The organism is Pectobacterium sp. PL64 (assembly GCF_022477975.1).
In the GTDB taxonomy this organism is placed as follows: Bacteria; Pseudomonadota; Gammaproteobacteria; order Enterobacterales; family Enterobacteriaceae; genus Pectobacterium; species Pectobacterium jejuense.
Map to the genome: position 1 here is coordinate 2620856 of NZ_CP092070.1, position 25749 is coordinate 2646604.

At 47.9% G+C, this 25749-nt stretch carries 30 protein-coding genes; 12 read left to right on the forward strand and 18 right to left on the reverse strand.

The annotated features are described in order from the left end of the window. The first annotated feature begins 7 nt into the window (after window positions 1-7). The 9 genes from fliJ to fliR all read left to right on the forward strand — a co-directional run bounded on the left by fliJ (window position 8) and on the right by fliR (window position 6088). A complete protein-coding gene (fliJ, locus tag HP572_RS11685; protein ID WP_010279625.1) occupies window positions 8-454 on the forward strand; it encodes a flagellar export protein FliJ in 447 nt (148 codons plus the stop codon). Then, the gene (locus HP572_RS11690; RefSeq protein ID WP_240583273.1) at window positions 451-1746 is read left to right on the forward strand and encodes a flagellar hook-length control protein FliK; all 1296 of its coding nucleotides are present in this window, start codon (window positions 451-453) and stop codon (window positions 1744-1746) included. The genes fliJ and HP572_RS11690 overlap by 4 nt, the downstream gene beginning before the upstream one ends. A 155-nt stretch (window positions 1747-1901) precedes the next feature. Further along, complete coding sequence (gene fliL / locus HP572_RS11695) at window positions 1902-2381, forward strand: flagellar basal body-associated protein FliL (protein ID WP_010279620.1); 480 nt, start codon at window positions 1902-1904, stop codon at window positions 2379-2381. Window positions 2382-2386: 5 nt separating this feature from the next. Next, window positions 2387-3400 carry a flagellar motor switch protein FliM gene (fliM, locus tag HP572_RS11700; RefSeq protein ID WP_014915899.1) on the forward strand — a complete coding sequence of 338 codons (1014 nt, stop codon included), beginning with the start codon at window positions 2387-2389 and terminating at the stop codon, window positions 3398-3400. Beyond that, window positions 3393-3806, forward strand: a complete 414-nt coding sequence (gene fliN / locus HP572_RS11705; protein WP_010279616.1) for a flagellar motor switch protein FliN — start codon at window positions 3393-3395, stop codon at window positions 3804-3806. The genes fliM and fliN overlap by 8 nt, the downstream gene beginning before the upstream one ends. Further along, window positions 3806-4228, forward strand: coding sequence for a flagellar biosynthetic protein FliO (gene fliO / locus HP572_RS11710; protein ID WP_240583274.1), 423 nt, complete (start codon window positions 3806-3808; stop codon window positions 4226-4228). Before fliN ends, fliO begins: the two co-directional genes overlap by 1 nt. Before the next feature lie 77 nt (window positions 4229-4305). Next, a complete protein-coding gene (fliP, locus tag HP572_RS11715) occupies window positions 4306-5001 on the forward strand; it encodes a flagellar type III secretion system pore protein FliP (RefSeq protein ID WP_172645005.1) in 696 nt (231 codons plus the stop codon). 20 nt (window positions 5002-5021) lie between these two features. After that, entirely contained in the window at window positions 5022-5291 is a 270-nt protein-coding gene (gene fliQ, locus HP572_RS11720; protein ID WP_039273449.1) for a flagellar biosynthesis protein FliQ, read from the forward strand. Between the two features lie 2 nt (window positions 5292-5293). Then, window positions 5294-6088 (forward strand): flagellar biosynthetic protein FliR, encoded by a 795-nt coding sequence (gene fliR / locus HP572_RS11725; RefSeq protein WP_240583275.1) that lies wholly within the window; start codon window positions 5294-5296, stop codon window positions 6086-6088. 356 nt (window positions 6089-6444) lie between these two features. Here the strand turns inward: fliR and flgL are convergent, their stop codons facing one another. The 11 genes from flgL to flgB form a co-directional block, all read right to left on the reverse strand. Beyond that, on the reverse strand, window positions 6445-7398 hold the full coding sequence (gene flgL / locus HP572_RS11730) for a flagellar hook-associated protein FlgL (protein ID WP_205554932.1): 954 nt from the start codon (window positions 7396-7398) through the stop codon (window positions 6445-6447). 31 nt (window positions 7399-7429) lie between these two features. Continuing rightward, window positions 7430-9124 carry a flagellar hook-associated protein FlgK gene (gene flgK, locus HP572_RS11735; protein WP_205554931.1) on the reverse strand — a complete coding sequence of 565 codons (1695 nt, stop codon included), beginning with the start codon at window positions 9122-9124 and terminating at the stop codon, window positions 7430-7432. A gap of 126 nt (window positions 9125-9250) precedes the next feature. Next, window positions 9251-10213, reverse strand: a complete 963-nt coding sequence (gene flgJ, locus HP572_RS11740; protein ID WP_240583276.1) for a flagellar assembly peptidoglycan hydrolase FlgJ — start codon at window positions 10211-10213, stop codon at window positions 9251-9253. Beyond that, window positions 10213-11322, reverse strand: a complete 1110-nt coding sequence (locus tag HP572_RS11745; RefSeq protein ID WP_205554929.1) for a flagellar basal body P-ring protein FlgI — start codon at window positions 11320-11322, stop codon at window positions 10213-10215. The genes flgJ and HP572_RS11745 overlap by 1 nt, the downstream gene beginning before the upstream one ends. Window positions 11323-11338: 16 nt before the next feature. Then, window positions 11339-12052 carry a flagellar basal body L-ring protein FlgH gene (gene flgH, locus HP572_RS11750; RefSeq protein WP_014915904.1) on the reverse strand — a complete coding sequence of 238 codons (714 nt, stop codon included), beginning with the start codon at window positions 12050-12052 and terminating at the stop codon, window positions 11339-11341. 177 nt (window positions 12053-12229) lie between these two features. Continuing rightward, window positions 12230-13012 (reverse strand): flagellar basal-body rod protein FlgG, encoded by a 783-nt coding sequence (flgG, locus tag HP572_RS11755; protein WP_010279572.1) that lies wholly within the window; start codon window positions 13010-13012, stop codon window positions 12230-12232. Between the two features lie 27 nt (window positions 13013-13039). Beyond that, on the reverse strand, window positions 13040-13795 hold the full coding sequence (locus tag HP572_RS11760; protein ID WP_014915906.1) for a flagellar basal body rod protein FlgF: 756 nt from the start codon (window positions 13793-13795) through the stop codon (window positions 13040-13042). A gap of 21 nt (window positions 13796-13816) precedes the next feature. After that, complete coding sequence (gene flgE, locus HP572_RS11765) at window positions 13817-15019, reverse strand: flagellar hook protein FlgE (protein WP_205554928.1); 1203 nt, start codon at window positions 15017-15019, stop codon at window positions 13817-13819. Window positions 15020-15093: 74 nt separating this feature from the next. Then, window positions 15094-15777 (reverse strand): flagellar hook assembly protein FlgD, encoded by a 684-nt coding sequence (gene flgD / locus HP572_RS11770; RefSeq protein ID WP_205554927.1) that lies wholly within the window; start codon window positions 15775-15777, stop codon window positions 15094-15096. Window positions 15778-15792: 15 nt separating this feature from the next. Beyond that, on the reverse strand, window positions 15793-16197 hold the full coding sequence (flgC, locus tag HP572_RS11775; protein WP_010279553.1) for a flagellar basal body rod protein FlgC: 405 nt from the start codon (window positions 16195-16197) through the stop codon (window positions 15793-15795). Between the two features lie 28 nt (window positions 16198-16225). After that, window positions 16226-16642 (reverse strand): flagellar basal body rod protein FlgB, encoded by a 417-nt coding sequence (gene flgB / locus HP572_RS11780; protein WP_010279550.1) that lies wholly within the window; start codon window positions 16640-16642, stop codon window positions 16226-16228. A gap of 165 nt (window positions 16643-16807) precedes the next feature. Between flgB and flgA the strand changes: the two genes are divergently transcribed. The 3 genes from flgA (at window position 16808) to HP572_RS11795 (ending at window position 18357) form a co-directional block, all read left to right on the forward strand. Further along, the gene (flgA, locus tag HP572_RS11785; RefSeq protein WP_039498630.1) at window positions 16808-17476 is read left to right on the forward strand and encodes a flagellar basal body P-ring formation chaperone FlgA; all 669 of its coding nucleotides are present in this window, start codon (window positions 16808-16810) and stop codon (window positions 17474-17476) included. Window positions 17477-17617: 141 nt separating this feature from the next. Then, the gene (gene flgM, locus HP572_RS11790; RefSeq protein ID WP_010279542.1) at window positions 17618-17914 is read left to right on the forward strand and encodes a flagellar biosynthesis anti-sigma factor FlgM; all 297 of its coding nucleotides are present in this window, start codon (window positions 17618-17620) and stop codon (window positions 17912-17914) included. Between the two features lie 5 nt (window positions 17915-17919). Then, the gene (locus HP572_RS11795; RefSeq protein WP_240583277.1) at window positions 17920-18357 is read left to right on the forward strand and encodes a flagella synthesis protein FlgN; all 438 of its coding nucleotides are present in this window, start codon (window positions 17920-17922) and stop codon (window positions 18355-18357) included. A 55-nt stretch (window positions 18358-18412) separates the two neighbouring features. On the opposite strand, the gene HP572_RS11800 is transcribed toward HP572_RS11795, so the two are convergent. The 7 genes from HP572_RS11800 to cheR form a co-directional block, all read right to left on the reverse strand. Beyond that, window positions 18413-18823, reverse strand: a complete 411-nt coding sequence (locus HP572_RS11800) for a flagellar protein FlhE (RefSeq protein ID WP_371745262.1) — start codon at window positions 18821-18823, stop codon at window positions 18413-18415. Window positions 18824-18828: 5 nt separating this feature from the next. After that, a complete protein-coding gene (flhA, locus tag HP572_RS11805) occupies window positions 18829-20913 on the reverse strand; it encodes a flagellar biosynthesis protein FlhA (RefSeq protein WP_039285772.1) in 2085 nt (694 codons plus the stop codon). After that, window positions 20906-22057, reverse strand: a complete 1152-nt coding sequence (gene flhB / locus HP572_RS11810) for a flagellar biosynthesis protein FlhB (RefSeq protein WP_205554924.1) — start codon at window positions 22055-22057, stop codon at window positions 20906-20908. The genes flhA and flhB overlap by 8 nt, the downstream gene beginning before the upstream one ends. A 244-nt stretch (window positions 22058-22301) precedes the next feature. Further along, on the reverse strand, window positions 22302-22946 hold the full coding sequence (gene cheZ, locus HP572_RS11815; RefSeq protein ID WP_010279523.1) for a protein phosphatase CheZ: 645 nt from the start codon (window positions 22944-22946) through the stop codon (window positions 22302-22304). 9 nt (window positions 22947-22955) lie between these two features. Further along, complete coding sequence (gene cheY / locus HP572_RS11820) at window positions 22956-23345, reverse strand: chemotaxis response regulator CheY (protein ID WP_010279519.1); 390 nt, start codon at window positions 23343-23345, stop codon at window positions 22956-22958. 38 nt (window positions 23346-23383) lie between these two features. Beyond that, window positions 23384-24436, reverse strand: coding sequence for a chemotaxis response regulator protein-glutamate methylesterase (locus tag HP572_RS11825; RefSeq protein WP_010279517.1), 1053 nt, complete (start codon window positions 24434-24436; stop codon window positions 23384-23386). Next, the gene (gene cheR / locus HP572_RS11830) at window positions 24436-25308 is read right to left on the reverse strand and encodes a protein-glutamate O-methyltransferase CheR (protein WP_014915918.1); all 873 of its coding nucleotides are present in this window, start codon (window positions 25306-25308) and stop codon (window positions 24436-24438) included. The genes HP572_RS11825 and cheR overlap by 1 nt, the downstream gene beginning before the upstream one ends. Window positions 25309-25749 lie beyond the last annotated feature (441 nt).

The window sequence follows — 25749 nt, forward strand, 5'->3', positions numbered from 1 at the left end:
AGAGCAGATGAAAACCCAGTCACCGCTGGTTACACTACGCGAACTGGCGCAGAAGGACGTTGAGAAAGCAGCAGGCCAGTTGGGGCAAGTGCGTCAGGCACATCAACAGGCCGAGCAGCAGCTCAATATGCTGTTAAACTATCAGGATGACTATCGTCAAAAATTGAACTCGACGATGTCCTCTGGTATGGCGAATAATAGTTGGCAGAATTATCAGCAATTCATCCGAACGTTGGACAGTGCAATTGAGCAACACAGACAACAGCTCTCGCAGTGGACATCGCGTTTAGATTTAGCAATGAAGACCTGGCAAGAAAAACAGCAGCGCTTGAACGCATTTGAAAAATTGCAGGATCGCGAACTGACAAGACAGCTTGCCAAAGAGAATAAAATAGAACAAAAACAAATGGATGAATTTGCCCAACGGGCCTCACAGAGGAAAGCAGAATCATGAATCTGTCCGCGTTACCTATAGCTACCACTGCCAGTGATACAAGCAGTTCTTCTGCTTCATTACTGACACAGGGTGAGCTGCCAAAAGATTTTGTTGATCTGTTGAGCAAACGCATATCACAAGTAGCCGATACGTCGGGTAAAAAAACGCTCGATAAAGTAGACGAAGAAGCCCTGTTAAGCGCATTAGGGAAAGATAATGCTTCGCTTAGCCGTGACGATTTAAATGCCCTGCTTTCTTCTTTCAGTTCTCTCACGGGAGCAACGATTACAGCGGGTAAGCAAAATCCAGAAATTGTAGGACTGGCGAAGTGTAAGAGTCTGGATAAAAAAGAGAGTGGCAGCACGACAGATGACACTATCGCCATGCAGGCGCTGCTTGCCATGTTGCAGACAACGCCGCTTCCTACACAACCTGCCGCTGATAATATTGCAGCGAATGCCGTAAATGCAGGTTTAACGATTCCGGGACTCATTGACGCTAAACGCCAGAATGAAGCATCCGCATCAGTACTAAACACTACGGGTGAAAGTGCTAAAGGCACACTGGCAAAATTGCTCGACGCTTCAGTGACCTCAGATAAAGATGCAGGCATATCACGCGATCTGCATCATGCAGCCAAGCAAACCGTATCAACAACAACCGAGTCTGCTGATGAGGCTGCAAAGTTTGCGCTAACGACGCCAAATTCCCTTGCGGGCGATCGCAATGTGTCTGAATCAGTCTCTGCATTAGGCAACGGCGCGTCTCAAACAACGCCACCTGTCGCACAGGCTATGCATATTCAGCCAGCCTCGGTGGGAACGACCACGCCAGCCCCTCAGGCAGCGAGTGCTCAACTGAACGCACCATTTGGTTCACCACAATGGCAAGACGCATTGGGCCAGCAAATCATTATGTTCAGCCGTAATGGTCAGCAGACCGCAGAGTTACGTTTGAACCCACAGGAATTGGGCGCCCTGCACATCAGTCTAAAAATCGATGATAATCAGGCTCAAATTCATCTGGCTTCAGCAAACAGCCAGGTTCGCTCAGCGCTGGAAGCTGCGCTGCCTCACCTGCGTAATGCGATGGCAGAGAGCGGAATTAACCTTGGTCAGAGCAGCGTAGGCAGTGATTCCTCTGCCTGGCAGCAGCAAATGGCGGGTAATAACAATGATGGCAATAACCGTGGCCCATCTTACCAACAACAATTTGGCCATTCATCAGAAAGCACAAGTGAATTATTAGACGTACCAGAACAGTTAAGATCAATGGCATCATCCGTCAACGGCGTTGATATCTTTGCCTGAAAGTGAAGTAAACGAATAAGTTAGCACGATTTTCCCTGCCTATTCTCTGTATTGAACATTGCAATAGGCAGGATAATCATCGACATTACGCATTTATTTATTGCTGGTTCCATCCGGCAGTAAATATCGATAAGTAACGGGAACTATCTTTGGCTATGTCTGATATGCAAGTTCGACCAGGACGTAAACGGTCTATTTGGCTAATACTACTGATTATCGTTGCTCTCGCTGCAACTGGTGCTGCGGGCGCCGCCTGGTGGCTATTAAATCAGAAAAACGCAGCAACGGCTGAGCAGGAAGCACCGCCACCGCCAGAGCCTGTTTTCATGCCACTGGATACTTTTACCGTTAATCTCGTCAATGCAGATAATGACCCTGACCGCGTGTTGTATGTTGGATTCACGCTGCGTTTACCAGATGAAGCTACGCGTACACGGTTTACTAATTATCTGCCAGAAGTTCGCAGCCGACTGTTATTACTGCTTTCTCGTCAGGACGCGATTGCGCTTGCCAATGAGCAAGGTAAACAGAAGCTGATAGAGCAAATTAAGCAAGTGCTAAGCCCGCCATTAGTTCCTGGTCAACCTAACCAGGTCGTTACTGATGTTCTGTTCACGGCCTTTATACTGCGGTAACCATTATGGGCGATAGCATTCTTTCACAAGCAGAAATTGATGCATTATTAAATGGCGACAGCGGCGATAGCGACGCTGATGCGAATGCGTCGTCAAAAGTGGATGGGGGCGTCAAGCCCTATGATCCGAATACTCAACGACGTGTTATCCGCGAGCGTTTACAGGCATTAGAAATCATTAATGAGCGCTTTGCGCGTCAATTCCGAATGGGATTGTTTAACCTGTTACGTCGTAGTCCTGATATCACTGTAGGTGCGATCAAGATCCAGCCTTATCATGAGTTTGCCAGGAACCTTCCCGTACCGACAAACCTGAATCTGATTCACTTAAAACCACTACGTGGTACCGCATTATTTGTATTTTCACCAAGCCTGGTATTTATCGCCGTAGATAACCTATTCGGTGGTGACGGGCGCTTCCCGACAAAAGTTGAAGGGCGTGAATTTACTCATACAGAGCAGCGTGTCGTTAAGCGTATGTTGCGCCTTGCTCTGGAGGCTTATGGTGAAGCCTGGAATGCGATTTACAAACTTGACATCGAATATGTACGTTCAGAAATGCAGGTCAAGTTTACCAACATCACGACGTCACCTAATGATATCGTCGTGACGACACCGTTTCATGTTGAGATCGGTTCGCTGACCGGTGAATTTAACATCTGTATTCCTTTTTCAATGATCGAGCCGCTGCGTGAACTGCTCGCGAATCCGCCATTGGAAAACTCACGTCAGGAAGATCAGAGCTGGCGGGACACCTTAGCCAAGCAGGTACAGCATTCCGAATTGGAATTGGTTGCAAGCTTTGTTGATATTCCGCTGCGACTTTCCAAGATTCTGAAGCTACAGCCCGGTGATGTCTTACCGATCGACAAACCTGACAAAATCGTTGCTCATGTTGACGGTGTGCCCGTGCTGACCAGCCAATATGGCACATTAAACGGGCAATATGCCCTACGTGTTGAACATTTGATTAACCCTATATTGAATTCTCTGGATAACGAGGAACAGCCCCATGAGTGACACCAAGAAACCGTCCGACGACAAGGAATCAGTGGACGATCTGTGGGCTGATGCATTTAACGAGCAGCAGGCTGCAGAAAAACCGGCCGCGACAACGGAAGGCATTTTTAAGTCGCTAGACGGTCATGATCCGCTGGGTGCTCTGCAGGATATCGACCTGATATTGGATATTCCTGTCAAACTCACCGTTGAGCTTGGCCGGACTAAAATGACGATAAAAGAGTTACTGCGCCTGACTCAGGGCTCCGTTGTTGCACTTGATGGCTTAGCAGGTGAACCGTTGGATATCCTGATCAATGGCTATCTGATTGCCCAGGGAGAAGTTGTTGTTGTATCTGACAAGTACGGTGTTCGTATTACAGATATCATCACACCATCCGAACGTATGCGCCGCCTGAGTCGTTAATGGCAATAGCCTCGATATCATCTCCGGCTCCAGTAGCAAGTCAGCAGTCAACACTTGTTACTGAGCCTCCCCTTACCGGCAGCATGTTACTGACACAGGTTGGTAGCGTGCTAGCTGGTATTTTATTATTTATTCTGCTGATTGCCTGGCTAGCTCGCAAACTCGGTTTTGCTCCCCAAGCCAAGCAAAACAAGTTGCTAAAAGTCGTATCCAGTTGCCCTGTCGGGCAGCGTGAACGTGTCGTTATTGTAGAAGTTGATAATACCTGGCTGGTGTTAGGTGTTACGGCTCAGCAAATCACGCCGCTGCATACACTTCCAGCACAACCAACCAACGACAGTTCCCCAACTGGTGACACCAAACCGGTAGATTTCAATCAACTGTTAAAGAAAGTTTTAAAGCGTCCGGAAAAATCGGAATGAGTGCCTTGCCTAATTATTCTTGTATCACCGCCCTGCTCCGCACACTGCGCTACGGTTTAGCCATCGGTTTATTGTTCATGGCACCATCGGTGTGGGCACAGCTTCCCGGTATTGTGACGCAACCTCTACCTAACGGTGGACAAAGCTGGACGCTATCCGTACAGACGCTGGTTTTACTCACGTCATTAACGTTTATTCCTGCTGCATTGTTAATGATGACCAGCTTCACCCGAATCATCATTGTACTAAGCTTGTTACGTAACGCGCTGGGTACGCCAACCGCACCACCGAACCAGGTATTGCTCGGCTTGACGCTTTTCCTGACATTCTTTGTCATGTCGCCGGTATTAAACCGCGTTTATGACGAAGCTTATCTTCCCTTCAGTCAGGATCAAATCAGCATGGAAGTCGCCATAGAACGTGGCGCGGAACCCGTGCGCGAGTTCATGCTGCGGCAGACCCGGGAAACCGATCTGGCGTTATTTACCCGGCTGGCAGAGATTCCAGAAATCCAAGGACCTGAAGCGGTGCCTATGCGTGTACTGCTCCCCGCATTTGTAACAAGTGAGCTAAAAACTGCTTTCCAAATTGGTTTCACCGTATTTATCCCTTTCCTCATCATTGACCTCGTTGTTGCCAGCGTATTGATGGCGCTAGGGATGATGATGGTTCCTCCGGCAACCATTTCATTGCCTTTTAAACTCATGCTTTTCGTATTAGTCGATGGCTGGCAGCTGCTACTCGGTTCATTAGCCCAAAGTTTTTATAGTTAAACGGATAGAGGAATGCGACTATGACACCAGAATCGGTGATGGCGCTTGGCTATGAAGCAATGAAGGTAGCATTGGCGTTGGCAGCCCCCCCCCTGATGGCGGCACTGCTCAGCGGGTTGACGATTAGTCTCTTGCAGGCTGCCACCCAGATAAACGAAATGACGCTGTCATTTATCCCTAAAATCCTAACGGTCTTCTTCACCTTAGTGATCGCGGGTCCCTGGATGTTAAACCTCATGCTGGACTATATGCGAACACTATTCGGCCAATTACCTAATATTATTGGGTAATCATGCTGACGTTTAACAGTTGGGACATGGTGAATTGGGTTAGCCAGTTTTTCTGGCCTTTTGTCAGAATTCTCGCACTGATCAGTACCGCACCTGTTTTTAACGAAAGAGCGATTGGCAATCGGGTAAAGATCGGTCTGGGCGTACTGATTACCCTACTCGTTGCGCCCTATTTGCCGTTAAACACTACGCCTATTTTTTCCGTCGCAGGTGTATGGCTGTTAATACAGCAAATTCTCATCGGCGTTACGCTCGGCCTATCAATGCAATTAGCATTTGCCGCTATTCGCCATGCTGGCGAACTCATTGGCTTGCAGATGGGGCTCGCTTTTGCAACCTTCTTTGATCCCACTGGCGGCCCGAATATGCAGGTAGTCGCCCGTTTCCTGAATATTCTTGCGATCTTATTATTCTTAACCTTTGATGGGCACCTCTGGATGATTTCGCTATTAGCAGATAGTTTCTATACTCTGCCAATCAGCTCCAACCCTGTTAACAGCCATGCCTTCCTCGCTCTTGCGCGCGCCGGCGGGTTAATCTTTATTAATGGATTGATGTTGGCATTGCCACTCATAACCTTATTGCTGACCATTAACCTGGCATTAGGTATGCTTAACCGCATGGCACCTCAACTCTCGATATTTGTCGTTGGTTTCCCGATTACACTCACAGTGGGAATTATGACGCTGGGTTTATTACTCCCACTAGTTCCCCCCTTTGCAGAGCATTTATTCAGCGAAGTATTCGACTTACTCGCTGATATTCTCACTCAGCTATCAAGCCCTAGCTCCCAATAATAAAATTAAGAAATCCGTAGTGGTCGATATTAGGCCAATACTCATATCGTGCGCGTATATTTATTCCTCGCTTCAACATCCTATCGCGACTTGTCATATGGCTATGCAAAGCTGTGACTTTGCCAAATCACGTGTAGGAAGTTGCGCCAGAAATCGATGCACTAAAATAATCTATCCGCTAAAGAAACAGGTGTTATATAAACGAGATGCCAGAGAGAAGTGGGGGATGATAGGAGGAATAAAAAATGGCATGTCATCCATTCAATATAATGAAGGGAGTGACACGCCTAAAAAATACGCCCGGTTTAAGCGTATTCAAATCGTAAAGTAGAATAGATGAATATCCTCTATTACTACTATTTCATCTGGAACAACGACATTCCCTGCATGTTCTGAAACGTTGTGTAAGAAGCTTGCAAAGAAGACATCTGCATCATGTAAGAAGAAATCGCCTCAACCCAGTCAGTATCCTGTAATTGCGACAATGTCGTTTTGTTTGCTACATCGCGATCTTTACCAATAGCATCAAGATTATCAATTTCATTGAGCTGAATGCCCAGCTCAGCACGGGCAGACGAAATATTACTCAATGAATTATTTAAGCCGCGATTTGCCGTATTCATTGCAGCAGCAACACTTTCCTTTGTTGCATCATCTGCACCATCGAGCGGAGTTTCTAGCGCTTTGATAGCAATATCGAGGCTTTCAAACAAATCAGCCTGTACGCTACCATCAGGTTCAGTTTTTGCACCACCAGTTGCGCGCATAAATACGTCAGAACCAATATGGCTCACCGTCATAGAACGAGAAGAGTCCACTTGTTGTGAAATAGCCTGATATCCACCTTGATATTCGATACCAGATGCACCTTCGACAAAGGGTGTTTTATCAGTTTCATAACCGGAAAAAATATAATTACCATTACCATCAGTACTATTAGCCATATTAAGCAATTCAGCTTTCATACCACGTAACGATGCTGCGATTGAGCTGCGGTTATCATCATTATTAGTACCGCCCGCCTTGATTACTTCACTTAATGCACTAGTGATCGTAGTAGTACTTTTGCTTAAAATAGACTCTTCCAGAGACATACTTTGCTTAGCAAACGTACGCGCTAGCGTATATTGGCTGTTCTCCGACTGAGCCTGGCCAAGCATGATAACATTCGCTGCTGCAATCGGATCATCTGATGGGTTTACGACACGTTTTCCCGTTGCTAACTGCTCACCTGTTTTTTGCCACGTTGCCTGACCATTAATAATGCCTTGCATATTTTGCTGATATATCATGCTGGTACTTAAACGCATGGTATTAATTCCTCTCAATCAAATGGTCAAACTAGTTACGAGCAGCTAAAAGCGCATCGAATATAGATTGTGCTGTTTTGATGACTTGAGCATTTGCCATATAATATTGCTGATAACGCATCAGATCGCCGTACTCTTCATCCAGGTTTACACCGGATACTGACTGCTGTTCTGCCGTCAGCTGCTTAACAACGTTTTGCTGCGATGTATTATTTATCTTCAACGTGCTAGTTTGGTTACCAATTGTACCGACCAGACTAGCATAGGCTCCGGAAACGCTCGCTTTCCCGCCTACAATTTTCTCATTTTGCAGAGCAAGCAGTGCCTTAGCATTCGTGTTATCACTCACACCGCCAAAGACAGGATTACCGCTTGCGTCCAAAACCGGGGCACCATTTTCGTCAAGCTTAACGGATGCCGCCGCAATTTTATTAGGATCTGAAACAGCTACTGCCATATCGATAATGACGTCATTAACCGGCTTAAGCAGGAAGCTGTCATTCGTTGCAGGCGTCCCTGTGATAGCCATTTTGACGCCATCAAAGCTCAGGCTGTTATCAGAGGTATCCACCGCCGCAGTGAATTTTGAATTATCAGATAAACGGGTTACTTGCCAATTAACGCCATCGTATTTAATTGCATAATTAGTTGCCTGAACATCTTTGGTATCGGTGTAAGACGGAGTTAACGTCGCGTTCCCCCCGTTCTTACTGTCGTTTTGAACGACAGCCTTACCAAAAGAGAAGAAATCGCCGCCTTTAACACCATTGCGATCGTAACCTTGCTGATGTTGGGTATTGAACGCATCGGCAAATGCCAGCGCTAACTGCCCTAACTGGCCACGTGCTTCATCTAGCGTTTCAGTGCGGAAAGAAAGCAAGCCACCTAATGAACCGCCAGTTAACGTACTCTCATTTAATGAGACAACATCGTTTGTCTGGTCTTTATATCCAATAGTCAGACGCGTTGGATCATTGCTTGAACCGATGGCTACCAGCTCATTGCTTGTTCCAGCCTGAACCAGATTAGTACCGTTCTTTAATGCAACGTTATAAACCGTCCCATCCTGAACGGTAACATCAACACCCACTAATTTATTGAGCTGATCGACAAGAAGATCTCGTTGATCGAGCAAATCGTTAGGCATCGTGCCACTATTTGCGCCCATTAGTTTCGTGATTTCGTTGTTTAACGATGCGATCTGGTCGGTATACGTATTAATTTGGCCAACAGTACTTTGAATCTGTGTATTCAGCCCGCTGTCCATGTCACGCAGGTATTTATCCGTGACCTTGAATTGGTTTACCAGCCCTTCAGCTTTGCCCAGTACAGTTTGACGAGTCGACGAGTCGCCCGCGTTACTGGTGAGGTTTTGCAGGTTAGAAAAGAACCCCTGAATCGTTGATGACAGGCTCGTTGTGCTGCTAGCCAACAGATTATCGATCTTGGAAATTTGCTCGTAGTAAGCAGAAACCGAGCTGCTTGTTGTTTGCGCAGCACGTAATTGATTGGTGATAAATTCGTTGTATTGGCGATTGACGCTAACAACATTAACACCGTTACCAATATACCCAGCGGATGTGCTGCTGCTAATAGCCTGCTCGAGTATCGCATTTTGGCGGCTATACCCAGTAACAGCCTGATTACTAATGTTGTTACTCACGGTACTCAGCGCAATCTGTGCACCTTTTAAGCCACTCATCGCGGTGTTAATTAAATTGGACATAAGGTGTTGTTCCTTTTACACAGGCTTTTTTCGCCCTGCGCGATTAACCAAATGCTGAAAGCAGCAAATACGCTACATAAGTTAATTACTATATCGGTCAGGAAGCGCAAATCTTGAATAAAAAAATCAAAATAGCCGACTCAAATCGTGAGTGTAGGCTTTCGCTACTTTCTCACCCGAATTCTTCATTTGCTGGATCATGCTAACCAGTTTTTGGGCATATTGTGGGTCCGTTGCATAACCCGCCTTTTGTAACGCATGAGCAGCTTGCTCAGCCGTTCCGGCGCTCATCACTGCAGAATAGCGTGGGTTATTGGTCAACAATTTCACATAGTCACCAATAGCTTCAATATAGGAATCGTACACCCTGAAGCTGGCTTTTACTTTTTTGGCCACACCTTGCTCATACTCTGTCGTCGTTATCTCTGTTGTCGGCCCATTCCAGCTGCTGCCAGCTTTGATACCGAACAGATTATGACTTGGACGCCCGTCCTCGGTAGGGATTTCGCGTTGCCCCCAACCAGATTCAAGCGCAGCCTGAGCGATGATAAGGTGATGAGGTATGCCACTATGCTGGCTGGCAATCTGAGCAGGTAAGGAAATCTGAGACACAAAATTACTATTGGATAGCGGCAACACTGAACCCGTAGTAGGCAATTTGGGCAGCGATTTACGTACCATCTGCTCCACGGCCGCAGTTGGCATGCTTTTGAGTACATCACCATCAAATGTTAATGGAACAGACGGAACAGCGGCTTTAGCCGCGGTAGCCTCTGGGGATTGTCGGGTCAATTGCTCAACCATAACATCCGCGAGCCCAAGCCCCTTGCCCTTAGTTGAGATCTCTTGAGCAATTTGCTGGTCATACATTGAGGTATACAGACGCGTCTGATCGCTGTTGAAAAGACCGTCCTGCGGAATTGCTGAACGCATACTTTTCATCATCAATTGTACAAACACGCCTTCCATTTGTTGCGCAACCGCCCTAATGCCCTCTTTGCTTTGAGGATTACCTGAAACTTCACGCTTCAACGTATTCAGGGATTGCGCATCATAGGCCGCATTATTCAGCGTCTGCATATCACTCATCAGATAATTTCCAGTTTGGCACGCAAGCAGCCAGCGCTTTGCATCGCCTGCAGAATAGACATCAGCTCCATCGGCGTCGCGCCCAAAGAATTCAGTGCACGTACGACGTTGTTGAGGTTGGCGCTGGAATTGACACGCTGTAAAGCACCACCCGCTTGCTGAACCGAAATCTCTGTTTGCGGCGTTACCACTGTCTGACCACCGCCAAATGGGGTATTAGGTTGGCTGACATTGGCCTGCTGATTGATCGTCACAGAGAGGTTACCCTGGGCGATAGCACAGCTATCCAGCGTAACATCACGGTTCATCACGACAGATCCGGTACGAGAATTAATAATTACCTTGGCATCCTGAATACCGACGTTGACTTCAATATTCTGGACATCAGCCAAAAAACGAACTTGAGAGCTGTTGCCATGCGGAGCAAGTACCTGAATGGTACGAGAATCCAGCGGAGTCGCTGTACCACCGTATCCAGAGCGATTGATTGCATCGCTGACTTTCTGCGCCATCGAGAAATCATCGTTCTTCAGTTGCAGCATTATCGTATTTGACGAGCCAAACGTACTCGGTAACTCTCGCTCAATAATTGCACCGTTACTGATTCGTCCGCCGGCAAGTTGGTTAACCTGAACACTACTTCCGCCAGCGGAAGCACCGGCACCACCAACCAAAACGTTCCCCTGCGCCAAAGCGTAGACCTGATTGTCCACCCCTTTTAATGGGGTCATTAACAGCGTCCCGCCGCGCAAACTCTTCGCATTACCAAGTGATGACACAACGACATCAATATTTTGGCCTGTTCTGCCAAAAGGCGGAAGTTCCGCCGTTACCATCACCGCCGCCACATTCTTCAACTGCATGTTGGTTCCGGCAGGAACGGTAATCCCCAACTGGGAAAGCATGTTAGTTAAGCTTTGCGTCGTAAACGGCGTCTGCATGGTTTGGTCACCAGAACCATCGAGACCAACCACTAACCCATAACCAATTAACGCATTACCGCGTACGCCCTGGATATTCACCAGATCGCGAATTCTCTCTGCCGACGCAGGGGCAATATTCAGCGTCAGTAACGTCAGCAGTACAGTGAAAAATGATGCAATCCGCATGGCAGGCCTCTTAAGCTTAGAACGGAGAAACATTGAGGAAGAACCGCTGTAACCAGCCCATGTTTTGCGCTTCGTTAATATAGCCATTACCGACATATTCAATGCGCGCATCCGCAACCTGGGTTGATGGTACCGAGTTGTTACCGCTAATAGTTCTCGGATTAACTACCCCAGAGAAACGGATAAACTCTGTTCCCTGATTAATTGCAATTTGTTTTTCGCCAACGACCTGTAGATTGCCATTAGCTAATACTTGGCCAACCGTAACGGTAATCGTACCACTGAAGGTGTTGTTCGCATTCGCACCACCTTGCCCAGTGAAGTCATTCGTTCCTGTCGCATTCAGCGACGCACGATTATTACCCAACGGCCCGTCAAGATAACGCGGTACCACCGTTGCACCGAACGTTGAAGAACCATTACGAGCAGCATTGGCTGACGAGCTTTTACTGGCGCTCACATTTTCCTGCAACACGATCGTCAATGTGTCGCCAATATTACGTGGGCGACGATCCTCAAACATCGGCTGGTAGCCATAATTCATCGGCTGTACAGTTTGGAAAATAGAGCCATTAGGACCCGCTAATACGGGCGATCCAGGCTGAGCAGTCGTAGGCCCAGTGACAACTTTATCATGCGGAATATAGGCGCAACCGTTAAGTGCTAACATCGCGATCAATGCCAACAGACGGTGTCGGCGGAGTGGTTTGATAACCGACTTTGCATTCATTATCACTGCGGATATCGCCTTAAATTAATCTATTTCACATATTTACGGGGTAAATCAAAACCATACAGGCCCACTCATCGGGTACCTATGGTTATCATTACCCCGTTAAACACTGTCTACATTGCTACTATCAGGCCAGAGCACTCGCTCTCGCTCCTGAAATTAGCGGGTTACCCATTACAGTTGGGTCAATTTCTGCAGCATCTGGTCAGAAGAAGAAATTGCTTTACTGTTGATTTCGTAAGCACGCTGAGTCTGAATCATCGATACCAATTCCTCTGCCACATTCACGTTGGAGGTTTCGACATATTTCTGATACAGCAGACCTGCGCCATTCAAACCTGGGTTCGTTTCATTTGGCGCACCTGAACTCGCCGTTTCCAGGTACAGGTTCTCACCAATGCTTTCAAGGCCGCTATCGTTAATAAAGGTTGTCAGCGTCAACTGGCCAATCTGGTTTGTTGCCGCCTGTCCCTGCACTTTAACGCTGACAATACCGTCACGACCAATATTCAGTTCTGTCGCATTCGCCGGAACAGTAATAGCAGGCTGAACCTGATAACCGCTAGACGTTACTAACTGGCCGTTACCATCAAGCTGGAAGGCACCGTCACGCGTGTAAGCCGTTGTCCCATCAGGCAACTGGACCTGAAAGAATCCCTGACCTTTAATCGCAACGTCTTTAGAGTTGCCCGTTTCGGAAAAGGTCCCTTGGGTATGAATACGTTCTGTTGATACCGGACGAACACCCGTACCTAGCTGCAAACCGGACGGCAGCATGGTTTGCTCTGAAGATTGAGCACCAGGCTGACGAACTGTTTGATACATCAAGTCTTCAAATACCGCACGCTGACGCTTGAAACCATTGGTGCTGACGTTTGCCAAGTTATTGGAAATAACGTCCATATTGGTTTGCTGAGCATTCAAGCCGGTTTTTGCAATCCACAAAGAACGGATCATTTATTCACTCCTGTGCGCACTCGGCGCTTAACCCATTGCTAATATCTGATTAGCGCGTTGTGCATTATCGTCGACGCTACTAATGATTTTCATCTGCATTTCAAAACGACGAGCATTGGCAATCATATCGACCATAGTATCGACCGTGTTCACATTACTGCCTTCGATTACACCCGGCATAATACGCACGGTAGGATCGTTTTGCAGAACATTACCACGTTGTTGCTGGGCTTGTTGCGTCAAGCGGAATAATCCGTCATCGGACCGTTCAACTTCTTGTCCGGTAGCCTTAACAAGCTTCAAACGCCCCAATTGGGCAATCGTATTCGGTGGATCCCCAGCATTAAGCGCAGAAATCGTACCATCAGGAGAAATGCTGATCTGGGCCTGCGGCGGCACATCAATCGGCCCGCCGTCCCCCATAACAACACGCCCCTGGATAGTCAACTGCCCATCAGCGTTGATCTCCATATTACCATTACGGGTGTACGCTTCACCGCCATCAGCCGTTTGCACTGCCAGCCAACTCTCTTTCGGTAAAGCGACATCCATTGCACGGCCAGTATAATTCATCACGCCTTCAGTCATATCAGCGCCAGGCGTTGAAGCGACAACCAACGTTCGGGTGGGCAGTGTCAACCCATTTACCGGTACAGCACGCAGTGCGGAAAGCTGTGCCCGGAAACCCGGCGTTGAGGCGTTCGCCAAGTTGTTCGCAGTAATCGCCTGCTTTTCCAATGACTGACTCGCGCCACCCATTGCCGTATAAATCGCGTGATCCATGCAATGTCCCCGTTAGGATAATTAACGCAGGCTAACCAGCGTTTGCAGAATGGAATCCTGCGTTTTGATGGTTTGCGCATTCGACTGGTAGTTACGCTGCGCAACAATCATGTTGACCAGCTCTTTACTCAGGTCAACGTTTGAACTTTCGGTAGATTTGCCGATCAGCTTACCCAGACTTCCGGTACCTGCCAGACCAACGACAGCCTGACCAGAGCTCGCAGTTTCAGACCAGGCGTTATCTCCTTCAGGGGACAAACCTTCTGGGTTGGCAAAGCTAGCCAGAAGGATCTGACCCAGCGGCTGTTTCTGACCGTTGCTGTAGCTACCTTCGATCGTGCCGTCGTCATTGATAGCAAAACCAGTCAGCGATCCTGGAGCAAAACCGTTCTGAGTTGGGCTCTTATAGCTATATTCGGTATTTTGCTGCACGCTGCCAGTCAAATTAAGCGTAAACGCCCCATTCGCCGCACCATTGGTCCCAGTGAGGTTGATGTTGAAAGGCGTATGCCCCGTTAATGCACCATTGGAAGCAAAGTTCAATGTTCCTGCATTTTGATAAACAGCAGGGCTAACGGAGTCATCTTTGGCATAAGTTTGCCACGTATTATTCGCGGTTTTAACAAAATACAGCGTGAAGTTATGCACGTTCCCCTGACTGTCATAGGTTGTTAGTGCAGTCTTACTGTTATAGGTGCCTTCAGCACCAGGCGTTGTGGCCCAGGCGCTCGTTGGAACGGCATCTGAGGATTTCAGGTTAGCCTGAATTGAGGCAATCGTAGTTTGGCTTGCCAACATATCGCCATCAGGAACCGTCAACGGTACTGGATCAGCACCCGTTTGAACCGTTGGCGGTGTACCTGCGACCGGGTACCCCGTCAGTTGCATACCCTGTGCGTTGACGATATTACGACCATTCAACATGAACTGACCATTACGGCTGTAATAAGTCGAGCCATTGGTGTCTTGCAGACGGTAAAAACCACCGCCGCTAATCGCAACATCCAGGTCTCGTGAGGATGAAGTTACCGTACCGTTACCAAAATCCTGCAATACCGATGCAACCTTCACACCCATACCCACTTTAGAACCCGCAAACATATCCGCAAATGTGACGGTCCCGGATTTAAAACCCACTGTCGCTGAGTTAGCGATATTATTACCGATAACATCCAGGTTATTAGATGCCGCGTTTAAACCACTGACCGCCTGAGAAAAACCCATGTCGCTCTCCAGAGAATTTATTAAGTCATATTCCAGATAGTGAATTTCACTGGAATAACATGAAATTTACACTGTTACAGAATCTGCCGGACATCGTCCATGGTGGCTCTGCCGCGTAGTCCTAAATCCAGTAATGCACCGTTATCGCCGCGAACGACACTATTGACAACCGCATAGCTCAATGGCTGAACAACTTGCTGTGCGCCGCCAGTACTGGCAGCAACAGTGAAGGTATAAGCCCCATCAGGCGCAACCGTGCCATCAGAAAGTTTACTATCCCAGTTGAATGAGTGAACGCCGGCAGAAAGCGTGCCCAGTTCGATCGTACGAACAGCTTTACCTGTCGCATCATTAACGGTGACGGTAACAACCTCTGCTGCTTTTTCCAGTTCCACGCCAAAGGGGGTACTGGTTTCTTTACCAACAAGAATGTCCTTTCCAGGGATCATGACACTGTGACCAATCAGCGTTGTGGCTTGCATGGATTGGTTGTTATTGATCTGACCAGAGATGGAACCCAGTGTGGTATTCAACTTTTCAATACCGCTGACCGTATTAAGCTGAGCAAGTTGGCTGACCAACTGATCGTTGCTCATCGGGTTCGTCGGATCCTGATTCTTCAACTGCGCAACCAGAAGGGTCAGAAACTGATTTTGTAGGTCAGCACTGCTGTTCTTCTCTACCGCCGTTGTCGACGAAGTACTCGACGTGCTCTGTGTTCTCGTTGCCGAGGACGTATCATTAATTGTTACAGACACTATTTCGTCTCCCGATTATTGCCCGATCGTTAACGTCTTCAGCATCATCGATTTTGTTGTATTCAACACTTCGACGTTTGCCTGATAACTGCGCGATGCAGAAATGGTGTTTACCATCTCAGCCACTGGGTCAACATTCGGCATGCGAACGTATCCCTGCCCATCAGCTAGCGGATTGCCCGGTTCGTAAACCAGACGAGCAGGTGATGGATCTTCAATAACATTGGAAACGCGTACGCCACCCGTAGACTGCCCCGGAGCGGCATTCACTTCGAATACTACCTGCTTGGCGCGATAAGGCTCGCCATCAGGGCCCGTCACGCTGTCTGCGTTAGCCAGGTTACTGGCGCTCACATTCAGACGCTGAGATTGCGCAGAAAGCGCTGAGCCTGAAATTTCGAATATATTTAATAACGACATAAATCTTTACCTTCCTATCGCGCTACGGTCACGAACCTGACTGCAGGACTGACATCATGCCTTTAATCTGTCCGCCCAGAACGGTCAGGCTGGATTGATATTTCAGGCTATTATCGGCAAAATTAGTGCGTTCTCGGTCCATATCGACCGTATTGCCATCCAACGCAGGCTGATCGGGTACGCGATAGAGCAAATCAAGTTCCGGCGGCTGAAAGTTCTGTGCCGGTATATGCCGTACAGATGTGGTTTTCAGCGCGATACCCGTACCGTTCACCCGCCCTTGCTCCATCGTTTTACTGAGCTGGCTGGCAAAATCGATATCCCTGGCCTGATAGCCCGGTGTATCCGCATTGGCAATATTCGCGGCCAGAATTTCCTGCCGCTGGGCACGCAAGTTCAACGCTTCCTGCTGAAACCGCAACGAGGCGTCTAATTTATCAAGCATGCTCCCTCCGCAAGTTAGAATTTGGAGTGAGTAGGATAATTCTCATGATGGCTATGCCATCGAACGAATAGACACCAAATGCAGCGCTATTTATTGCCTTAACCTCACGCTGACATCGTTACACTTAATGCCCGATATAATCAGGATCAGGAGAGCCGAACAGGAATGAAAACAATACATTATTACCTCTATCTGGCGGCGTCCTGTTTTTTCACCCTTTGTGCCCCTGTCAATGCGAACGACCTTCCTGCACAGATCAATCAATTTTTTGCCTCACGCTTTCAGGGAAGCACGAATACCGTAAACGTTGTGGTAAAATCGCCAGAGTCGCAATGGCCACAGTGCGAAGCGCCTCAAATCACGCTGCCTGGAAATACGAAAATGTGGGGTAATGTGAGCCTGTCCGTACGTTGCGGGCAACAGCGTCGCTTCATTCAAACCGAAGTTCAGGTAACGGGGAATTATGTCACCAGTGCACGGCTGATAAATCGGGGAACCACGCTGACGGAAAAAGACATTCGTTTGACAAAAGGCAGGCTCGATTTATTACCGTTGCGCCCTATACTGACGTTACCAGGTGCGCAGGGCGCAGTACTTTTGCGCGATCTCACTCCTGGCCAGGTTATTACCGCGTCTATGATCAGGCGCGCCTGGGTCGTAAAGGCCGGTCAATCAGTGCAGATTATCGCCCAAGGGGAAGGCTTCACAATTAATGGCGAAGGAAAAGCCATGAACAACGCGGCAGCCGGGCAAGCGGTTAGAGTCAGAACGGCAAATGGACAAATAGTCAGCGGAATCACAAACGAAGATGGGATTATTCTGATCTCACAGTAATTAATTAAAGATTTGCTCATGTTTGCCGATGATAGTTACAGAGTCATTACTGATGACGTTTTAAAATTGAACACCAATGTGATGAGAATTCTGTAACACATTGATGATTACCCATTTATCCTCAAATCAGAGGGATGTATTATGAGTATTGATCGCACCCAGTCACTGAAGCCGGTCAGTCAAGTTCAGCAACGTGAATCTGGCGATGTCGCTAAAGCTAAACGTAAACAAGCTGAAGCGCAGTCTGAAGTTAGCGCAACTCAGGTAAAACTGAGCGACGCGCAGGCAAAATTGATGCAACCGGGTACGCAGGACATCGACATGAACCGCGTTGAAACCTTAAAGCAGGCAATTCGTGATGGCTCACTTAAAATTGATGCCGGAAAAATCGCGGATGCGTTGCTTAAAGAGACTCAGGATTTTTTAGCAGGTAATTAATATTTATGGAAAATCTGCAATCGATTTTGGATCAACTGCTGAGCAACCTACGTGAACTCGATGTTGTTATGTCCGAAGAGCAAACGCTGCTTTGCGCTGGCCATATTAATAGCATCGCACTACAACAGGTAACAGAGAATAAAACGTCTTTGCTGGCGACAATGCAGCATTTGGAAACGCAGCGCCATAAAACTGAGTCGACTCTTAAGTTGCAAGCACCTTACGACGGTATTGAAAAGCTGTCGGCTTACTGGCAGCAAGTACAAGAGTTAACCAGACGTTTGAATAATCAGAATCAGCACAATGGCCTTCTGCTTAGCCAGCATATTGCCTATACGAATGAAGCCATCAATATATTGAAGCCCCGCCATGGGCAAGGACTGTATGGTCCAGATGGTCAGTCGAAAGGCGTAACAGTTGGCGGTAGGAAAATTGCATTCTAAAAGTCTCTGCGCTTTGGGCAGAGACTTTTGACTATCTAAACAACCATTTAGAAAACTACTTATAGTTTACTGCAATATCGATCGTACGCACGCTGAAGGTGTGATTAATACGACCATTTCCTTCAATGTAGTAGACAAAACGAAACTCATTATTAGCAGCTAACCCGTCAAATGCCTGGGTTTTCCCATCACCACTTCCGTCTAAGTCAACACAGCGCTGCGGCGATTGTGAACACAATTTCACAACAAGCCCTACTGGTATCGCTGAATCAATCACGTGCCGCCAATATATTGTCGTAATCGTTTCATCTGGATTAACGGCTATATTAGGAGCAAAAGCTGACGTCGTAACCATTTCACCACGATGATCAAGTTTTATTCCCGGCATGCTTCCGTTCCAACTACCTGGCGTCGCGATGGCGCAGAGCGGGAATGCCAGCACGCCTGCAGCCAGAGAATGAGTCATCTTCCTCACTTCTGAGCTTCCCCTATCACTGATGTCATGCGAATCTGGCGATGATCGCTGATCTCTAGATTAGACAGTACGGCCATGTTTGGCAGACTACGATGCAGGAATCGGGCAAGCAAAGCGCGTAAAGCATGGTTCACAAGCAGAACCGGCGGAGCACCCAACATTTCCTGCCGCTGTAGCGCTTGTTTCGCCTGTTCAAGCAAGCGATCTGCAAGCCCCGGTTCGAGGCCACCGCCTCCTTGAAGCGCCTGTAACAGGAGACGTTCCAACGAGCCTTCCAAACCGATAACCTGAAGTTCACTGTCTCCTGGGAACCACTGCTGAGTAATCGCACGTCCCAAAGCAACCCTAACCACCGTAGTAAGTTCATAAGGATCTGGCTGCACCGGCGCATGTTCAGCCAATGTCTCCATGATGGTACGCATATCCCTAATCGACACCCTCTCGCTAAGCAAATTCTGCAAGACCTTATGCAAGGTCGTTAACGTCACTACGCCCGGAATGAAATCTTCTGTCAGTTTTGGCATTTCCTGCGCAACGCGATCCATCAGCTGCTGAGCTTCCTGCCGCCCAAACAGTTCACTGGCATGCAATGCAATTAAGTGGTTCAGGTGCGTTGCTACTACGGTACTGGCCTCTACGACCGTGAACCCTTGAGCTTGAGCTTGATCTTTGAGGGCATTATCAATCCAGACCGCCGGGAGCCCAAACGCCGGATCCTGCGTGATATCACCAGACAAAGAGCCAACCGCATTGCCCGGGTTGATCGCCATCCAACGACCTGGATGAGCCTCACCGCTACCCACCTCAACACCTTTCATCAATATGCGATAGCTGGCAGGCTGAAGTTCTAAATTATCCCGGATATGAACCACTGGCGGTAAGTATCCCATTTCCTGGGCAAACTTCTTCCTGATACTACGAATCCGGCCCAGCAGCTCGCCATCTTGCTGCGCGTCAACCATTGGGATTAATCGATAGCCAACTTCCATACCCAGCGGATCTTCAAGCTGTACGTCAGACCAGCTGGCTTCAACAACCTGATGCTTCTCCATTGATGCTGGTATAGGTTGCATCACAGGTTCTTTTTGCTGTTCTCCACGCATCCACCAGGCAAGCCCTAACAACGATGCTGTAAATAACAGAAAGACAAAGTTGGGCATTCCAGGAACCAGACCAATAAGTCCAATAACCGCTGCACTCAGCACCATCACTCGTGGGTTATTGAATAGCTGGGTGACCATCTGCTGGCCAACGTCCTGATCGGTACTCACGCGAGTAACAATGACACCCGCGGCGGTAGAAATAATCAGAGCAGGAATCTGGGCAACCAAACCATCACCGATGGTAAGCAGCGTATAGCTTTCTGCGGCCTGCCCTACTGGCATGTTGTGCTGAACTACACCGACGATTAATCCACCAACAATGTTGATGACCATGATAATCAGCCCGGCGACGGCGTCACCGCGCACGAATTTACTGGCACCGTCCATTGAGCCGTAGAAGTCTGACTCCTGAGTGACTTCAGCACGGCGCTTTTTCGCTTCTTCTTCACCAATGATCCCAGCATTAAGATCGGCATCGATCGCCATCTGTTTGCCTGGCATACCATCCAACACAAAGCGGGCACCGACTTCAGCGATACGTCCGGCACCTTTGGTGATAACCATGAAGTTGATTAAGACAAGAATGATAAAGACCACGATACCAATGGCAAAATTTCCGCCTACCAGAAAGTGACCAAATGCTTCAACAACTTTACCTGCGGCTGCCGTCCCTGTATGACCTTCCAGCAAAATGATACGGGTAGAAGCGACGTTGAGCGAAAGACGCAATAAAGTAGAAAACAGCAGAATCGTAGGAAACGCAGCAAACTCCAGTGTCCGCTGCGTAAACATCGCAACCAGCAATACCATGATGGACAGTGCAATGTTAAAGGTAAATAACAGATCCAGAATGAATGGCGGCAGCGGCAATACCATCATGGAAAGTATCAGCAGGATCAGTATTGGTCCGGCTAATATTTGCCATTGGGTACCTTTCATATTACTCGGTAAACGAAGCAAAGAGGCCAAATTAGCCATCAGTAGTATTCTCTTTAGCAAAATCCAGTGCATCCGGCACTGGTAGATGTTTCGGTTTTCTAGGAATTAATCCACCTTCCCGCTTCCAGCGTTTCAGTTGATAAACCCAGGCTAAGACTTCTGCAACGGCGGCATACAGCGCAGCCGGAATATGCTGCCCGACCTCTGAATGGCGAAATAGCGCTCGCGCCAACGGAGGAGCTTCTAAAATAGGAACGCGATGTTCGGCCCCTAACTCACGAATACGCAACGCGATCTCACCAGCCCCTTTAGCCAGCACTCTCGGTGCATTCATTTTTTTATCATCATAACGTAATGCTACCGCATAATGCGTCGGGTTAGTGACTATCACATCAGCCTTAGGCACATCAGCCATCATTCTACGCTGAGCAATTGCTCTCTGCTGCTGACGAATACGGCCTTTAACATGAGGATCGCCTTCGTTCTGTTTATGCTCATCACGAATTTCCTGCTTGCTCATTCGTAACTTTTTGATGTGGCTCCAAACTTGCCAAAACACATCAAAGGCGACCATGGGAATGAGCCCCATGATGATAAGGAAACCACACATCACGGCCAGTTCCAGCGCATCCCCCATCGCCGAAATCGGCGCTTCGGATACCAGATGCAATATCTTCGGCCAGTTATGAATCAAGAAGAAGGTACTAATGATCCCGACCATGACTGATTTCAATATTGCCTTGAAGAGCTCAGCCAGTGATTGGGCGGAAAACAACCGCTTCAGCCCAGAAATAGGATCTAATTTTTTGAAATCAACCTTTAATGATTTGGTACTAAATAATATCCCACCAAGCAGCAAAGGCGCAGACAGCGCAACCAACACAGCCCCTAACATAATGGGTATCAACGCCGATACTGCCTGACGCAGTAATGAGCCAACATGCCGTAGCATTTGAGTGTCATCACCAATCGTTGCGTAATCAAAATTTAACGACTGTGAGACAATTCTGGCCAATCGGCCAGCCATGGCTTCGCCTCCCATCCACAAAATAGCCAGACCTGCGACCATCATCAGAACAGAAGTCAGCTCTCGCGATCGCGGGATCTGCCCTTCTTCACGCGCCTTCTCCTCTTTTTGGGGAGTGGGGGCTTCTGTTTTTTCTAGATCGCTATCTTCAGCCACTATGGCGTTCCTGTTACGACTTTCGGGATAGGAATTTGCTGCCTAGCATGACAAATACGAGAAAGTTTTATGGCTGGAACAACGAGAAAAACCAACGCTTCTTTAACGCATAGTAAGAATTAAGGGGAAGGGAAAAGCGAATTTAGCTATTTATGGCCATAAACACTGGCCATAAATAACCGAGTGATGGTGTTCGTCATCTTTTCAAGAAAGGGAGTGACTTCCTTTCTTGAAGAAAGATTCATTAGAACCCAAGACTATCCAGAAGGTCATCAACCTGATCCTGATTGGCAACAATACCTGCGGCACCTTTATCCAACTGAGGTCCATTAAGCAGACCATCATTTGCACGCTTAGGTGCATCTGGTTTTTCTGGAATATTTTCCAGCAACACCATCAGCAGTTGTTTTTCAATCTCCTGGACAACATCCATCATACGCTTGATTACCTGACCAGTAAGGTCCTGGAAATCCTGCGCCATCATAATTTCCAACAGCTGAGCATTGGTAAACGAGGTATGCTGTGGGACATCCTCAAGATAGCTACGCGTATCCGTCACTAATTCACGCGCATCTGCCAGTTCAATTGGATTTTCAAACCATTCATCCCAACGGGTTTTCAGGGATTTGGCATCCGCTTCTAGTTGGTTTTGACGTGGTTGTGCAGCCTCTACGCAGTTCAGAGCACGCTCTGCCGCTTGCGCAGTCATCTGGACAACATAGTCAAGACGATCGCGGGCATCAGGAATAGCCTCTGCTGCTTCTGCTATCGCATTATCCAGACCCAGCTCTTTCAAACTGTCGCGCAGCATACGAGTCAATTGGCCGATACGCGAAATGATCTCGGTTGCTGAAGCTGTGTCGTTCACGGACGGCATATGTGGCGTCATAAGATCCCCTTACATACCCAGTTTTTCGAAAATCTTACTCAGTTTTTCTTCAAGGGTAGCTGCAGTAAATGGTTTAACTACATAGCCGCTAGCACCTGCTTGTGCTGCAGCGATAATGTTCTCTTTCTTCGCTTCTGCCGTTACCATCAGCACGGGAAGGCTGGAAAGCGCGCCATCAGCACGAATAGTCTGTAATAGCTCCAGTCCATCCATGTTGGGCATATTCCAGTCAGAAATGACGAAATCAAAAGCACCGGCACGAAGCTTGTTCAGTGCATCTGCGCCGTCTTCTGCCTCTTCTACGTTATTAAAGCCCAGTTCCTTCAGCAGGTTACGGACAATTCGGCGCATCGTCGAAAAATCATCCACTACCAGAAATCTGAGTTCTTTATCGGCCATACCTACTCCTAAAATATTTATTGCTCACCGAGAGCTGCTTATATACGTAATGCCTGTCCGGCAGAGATTTGTGCCAACATACGCTGGCTCACCTGGTGCAAATCCACCACTTCATCGACGCCACCCATCGCAATCGCTTCACGCGGCATCCCGAAAACCACACAACTTGCTTCATTTTGGGCCAGAGTATAAGCACCAGCCTGATGGAGTTCCAACATGCCAGCAGCCCCATCATTCCCCATCCCAGTAAGGATTACCCCTACGGCATTTCGCCCGGCGTATTGCGCAACCGAACGGAATAACACATCGACTGATGGACGATGCCGATTGACGGGAGGTCCATCATTTAAACGTACTTGATAGTTTGCCCCACTACGAGCCAGTTCAAGATGGCGGGCGCCTGGTGCAATGTATGCATGACCAGGAAGAACACGTTCCCCATCTTCTGCTTCTTTCACCGTAATCTGACATAGCTTGTTCAAACGCTCGGCGAAAGACTTCGTAAAGCCAGGTGGCATGTGCTGTGTGATCAGTAATGCAGGGCTTGTCGGCGGCAGGGGCTGTAATACATGCCGTATCGCTTCCGTTCCCCCCGTTGACGCACCAATCGCGATTAATTTCTCACTACTTAGCAATGGCGTATGCTGAATAATTTTTGTCGGCTCTGCCCCAGTGCTACGCTGCGGCAGGCGCGCCTTCGCGGCCATACGAATTTTTTCCGCAATCAGCTCGCTGTATGCCAGCATCCCTTCACGGATACCTAACTGAGGCTTGGTGACAAAATCAATCGCACCAAGCTCCAGCGCGCGCAGCGTAATTTCTGAGCCTTTCCCCGTCAGGGACGACACCATGACAACAGGCATCGGGCGCAAACGCATAAGCTTCTCAAGAAAATCCAACCCATCCATACGCGGCATTTCAACATCCAGTGTTAATACCTGGGGATTGAATTTTTTAATCAAATCACGAGCAACTAATGGATCTGGCGCGGTCGCGACAACTTCCATATCAGAATGGCTATTAATTATTTCAGTCATGATCTGACGCATTAGGGCAGAATCATCAACGCATAATACTCTTATCTTGCTCATTATCTTTCCTTAGCCAGCCCATATACAGTTTGCCCACGCAAATAGAACTCGCGACTGATCTGGCTGAAATTCTCTGAATGCCCGGCAAATAACAATCCTCCCGGTTTAAGCATCGGGACGAATCGACGGAGAATACGCTCTTGAGTTTCTTTATCGAAATAAATCATTACATTACGACAAAAAATAGCATCAAATGGCGCGGGAACGGACCAATCAGGTGCGAGCAGATTTAGTTGTTGGAAATGCACCATTGACGCAAGCTCAGGGCGAACACGAACCAAACCACTATGTGGCCCAGTACCGCGTAAAAAAAACCGCTGTAGTTGCTGTGGAGAAAGAGAGCGCAACTCTTCCTGACGATAGATGCCAGCAGTTGCCTTTTCTAATACCTGAGTATCAATATCGCTGGCCCATACCTGACATCCGCTCGCTTTATTACCTAAGACCTCTGCAAGTGTCATCGCCAGTGAATAAGGTTCTTCCCCCGTAGAGGCAGCCGTGCTCCAGATGGTGTAGCCATTTGGACGTTTCCTGGCATGCTCAGCCAATATGGGAAAGTGGTGAGCTTCACGGAAAAACGCAGTTAGGTTAGTGGTTAACGCATTAACAAAGGCTTGCCATTCTGCACTGTTAGGATCTGACTCTAATAATGCTAAGTACTGACCGAAATCATTGATTCCAAGTAAACGGAGACGTCTAACCAAACGGTTATAAACCATTTCACGTTTGTGATCGGCCAGAACAATGCCGGCACGCTGATATATTAGCTGACTGATTCGCCGGAAATGGGTGTCCGACAACGGCAATCTGTCAACCATCTGCGTCAGAATAGAGGCAGATTCAGGGCGATTTTGTGACGGTGTACTTTTCATATCAAACCGCTCGAATAGTGTTTTTTGCTATGGTTTTTTTCAATCTGAACTTTCCTTTACAGCTAACGCAGGTTTTTATTGTCATTCGTCAATTAGTCATCGCATTACGATTAAAACTGACACTGTATTGGTAATACACCCCGCAAGTTCTGCAAACTGAACAGGTCAGCGTGTTCGTTCTACCAAAGCCACATGCTGTCGGGTGGCGTTGTCCCTCTCATCACAGCTGTGCTACCTGCTTTATTCTTTGGCTTTAATGCCAAAACCAGCCTCACCCCATCATATCCGTAACATAAGTTACAGATTGAACAATATCATGAATTACCCAGCTTCAAAGCGCCAAGTGCTGTATTACTCACCAACCTCAAGTGTGCACTGATTAATGACTCGCATGTTCATTTTTCTAAATTATGGCGAGTCAACAATCACCCAGCCACCTAC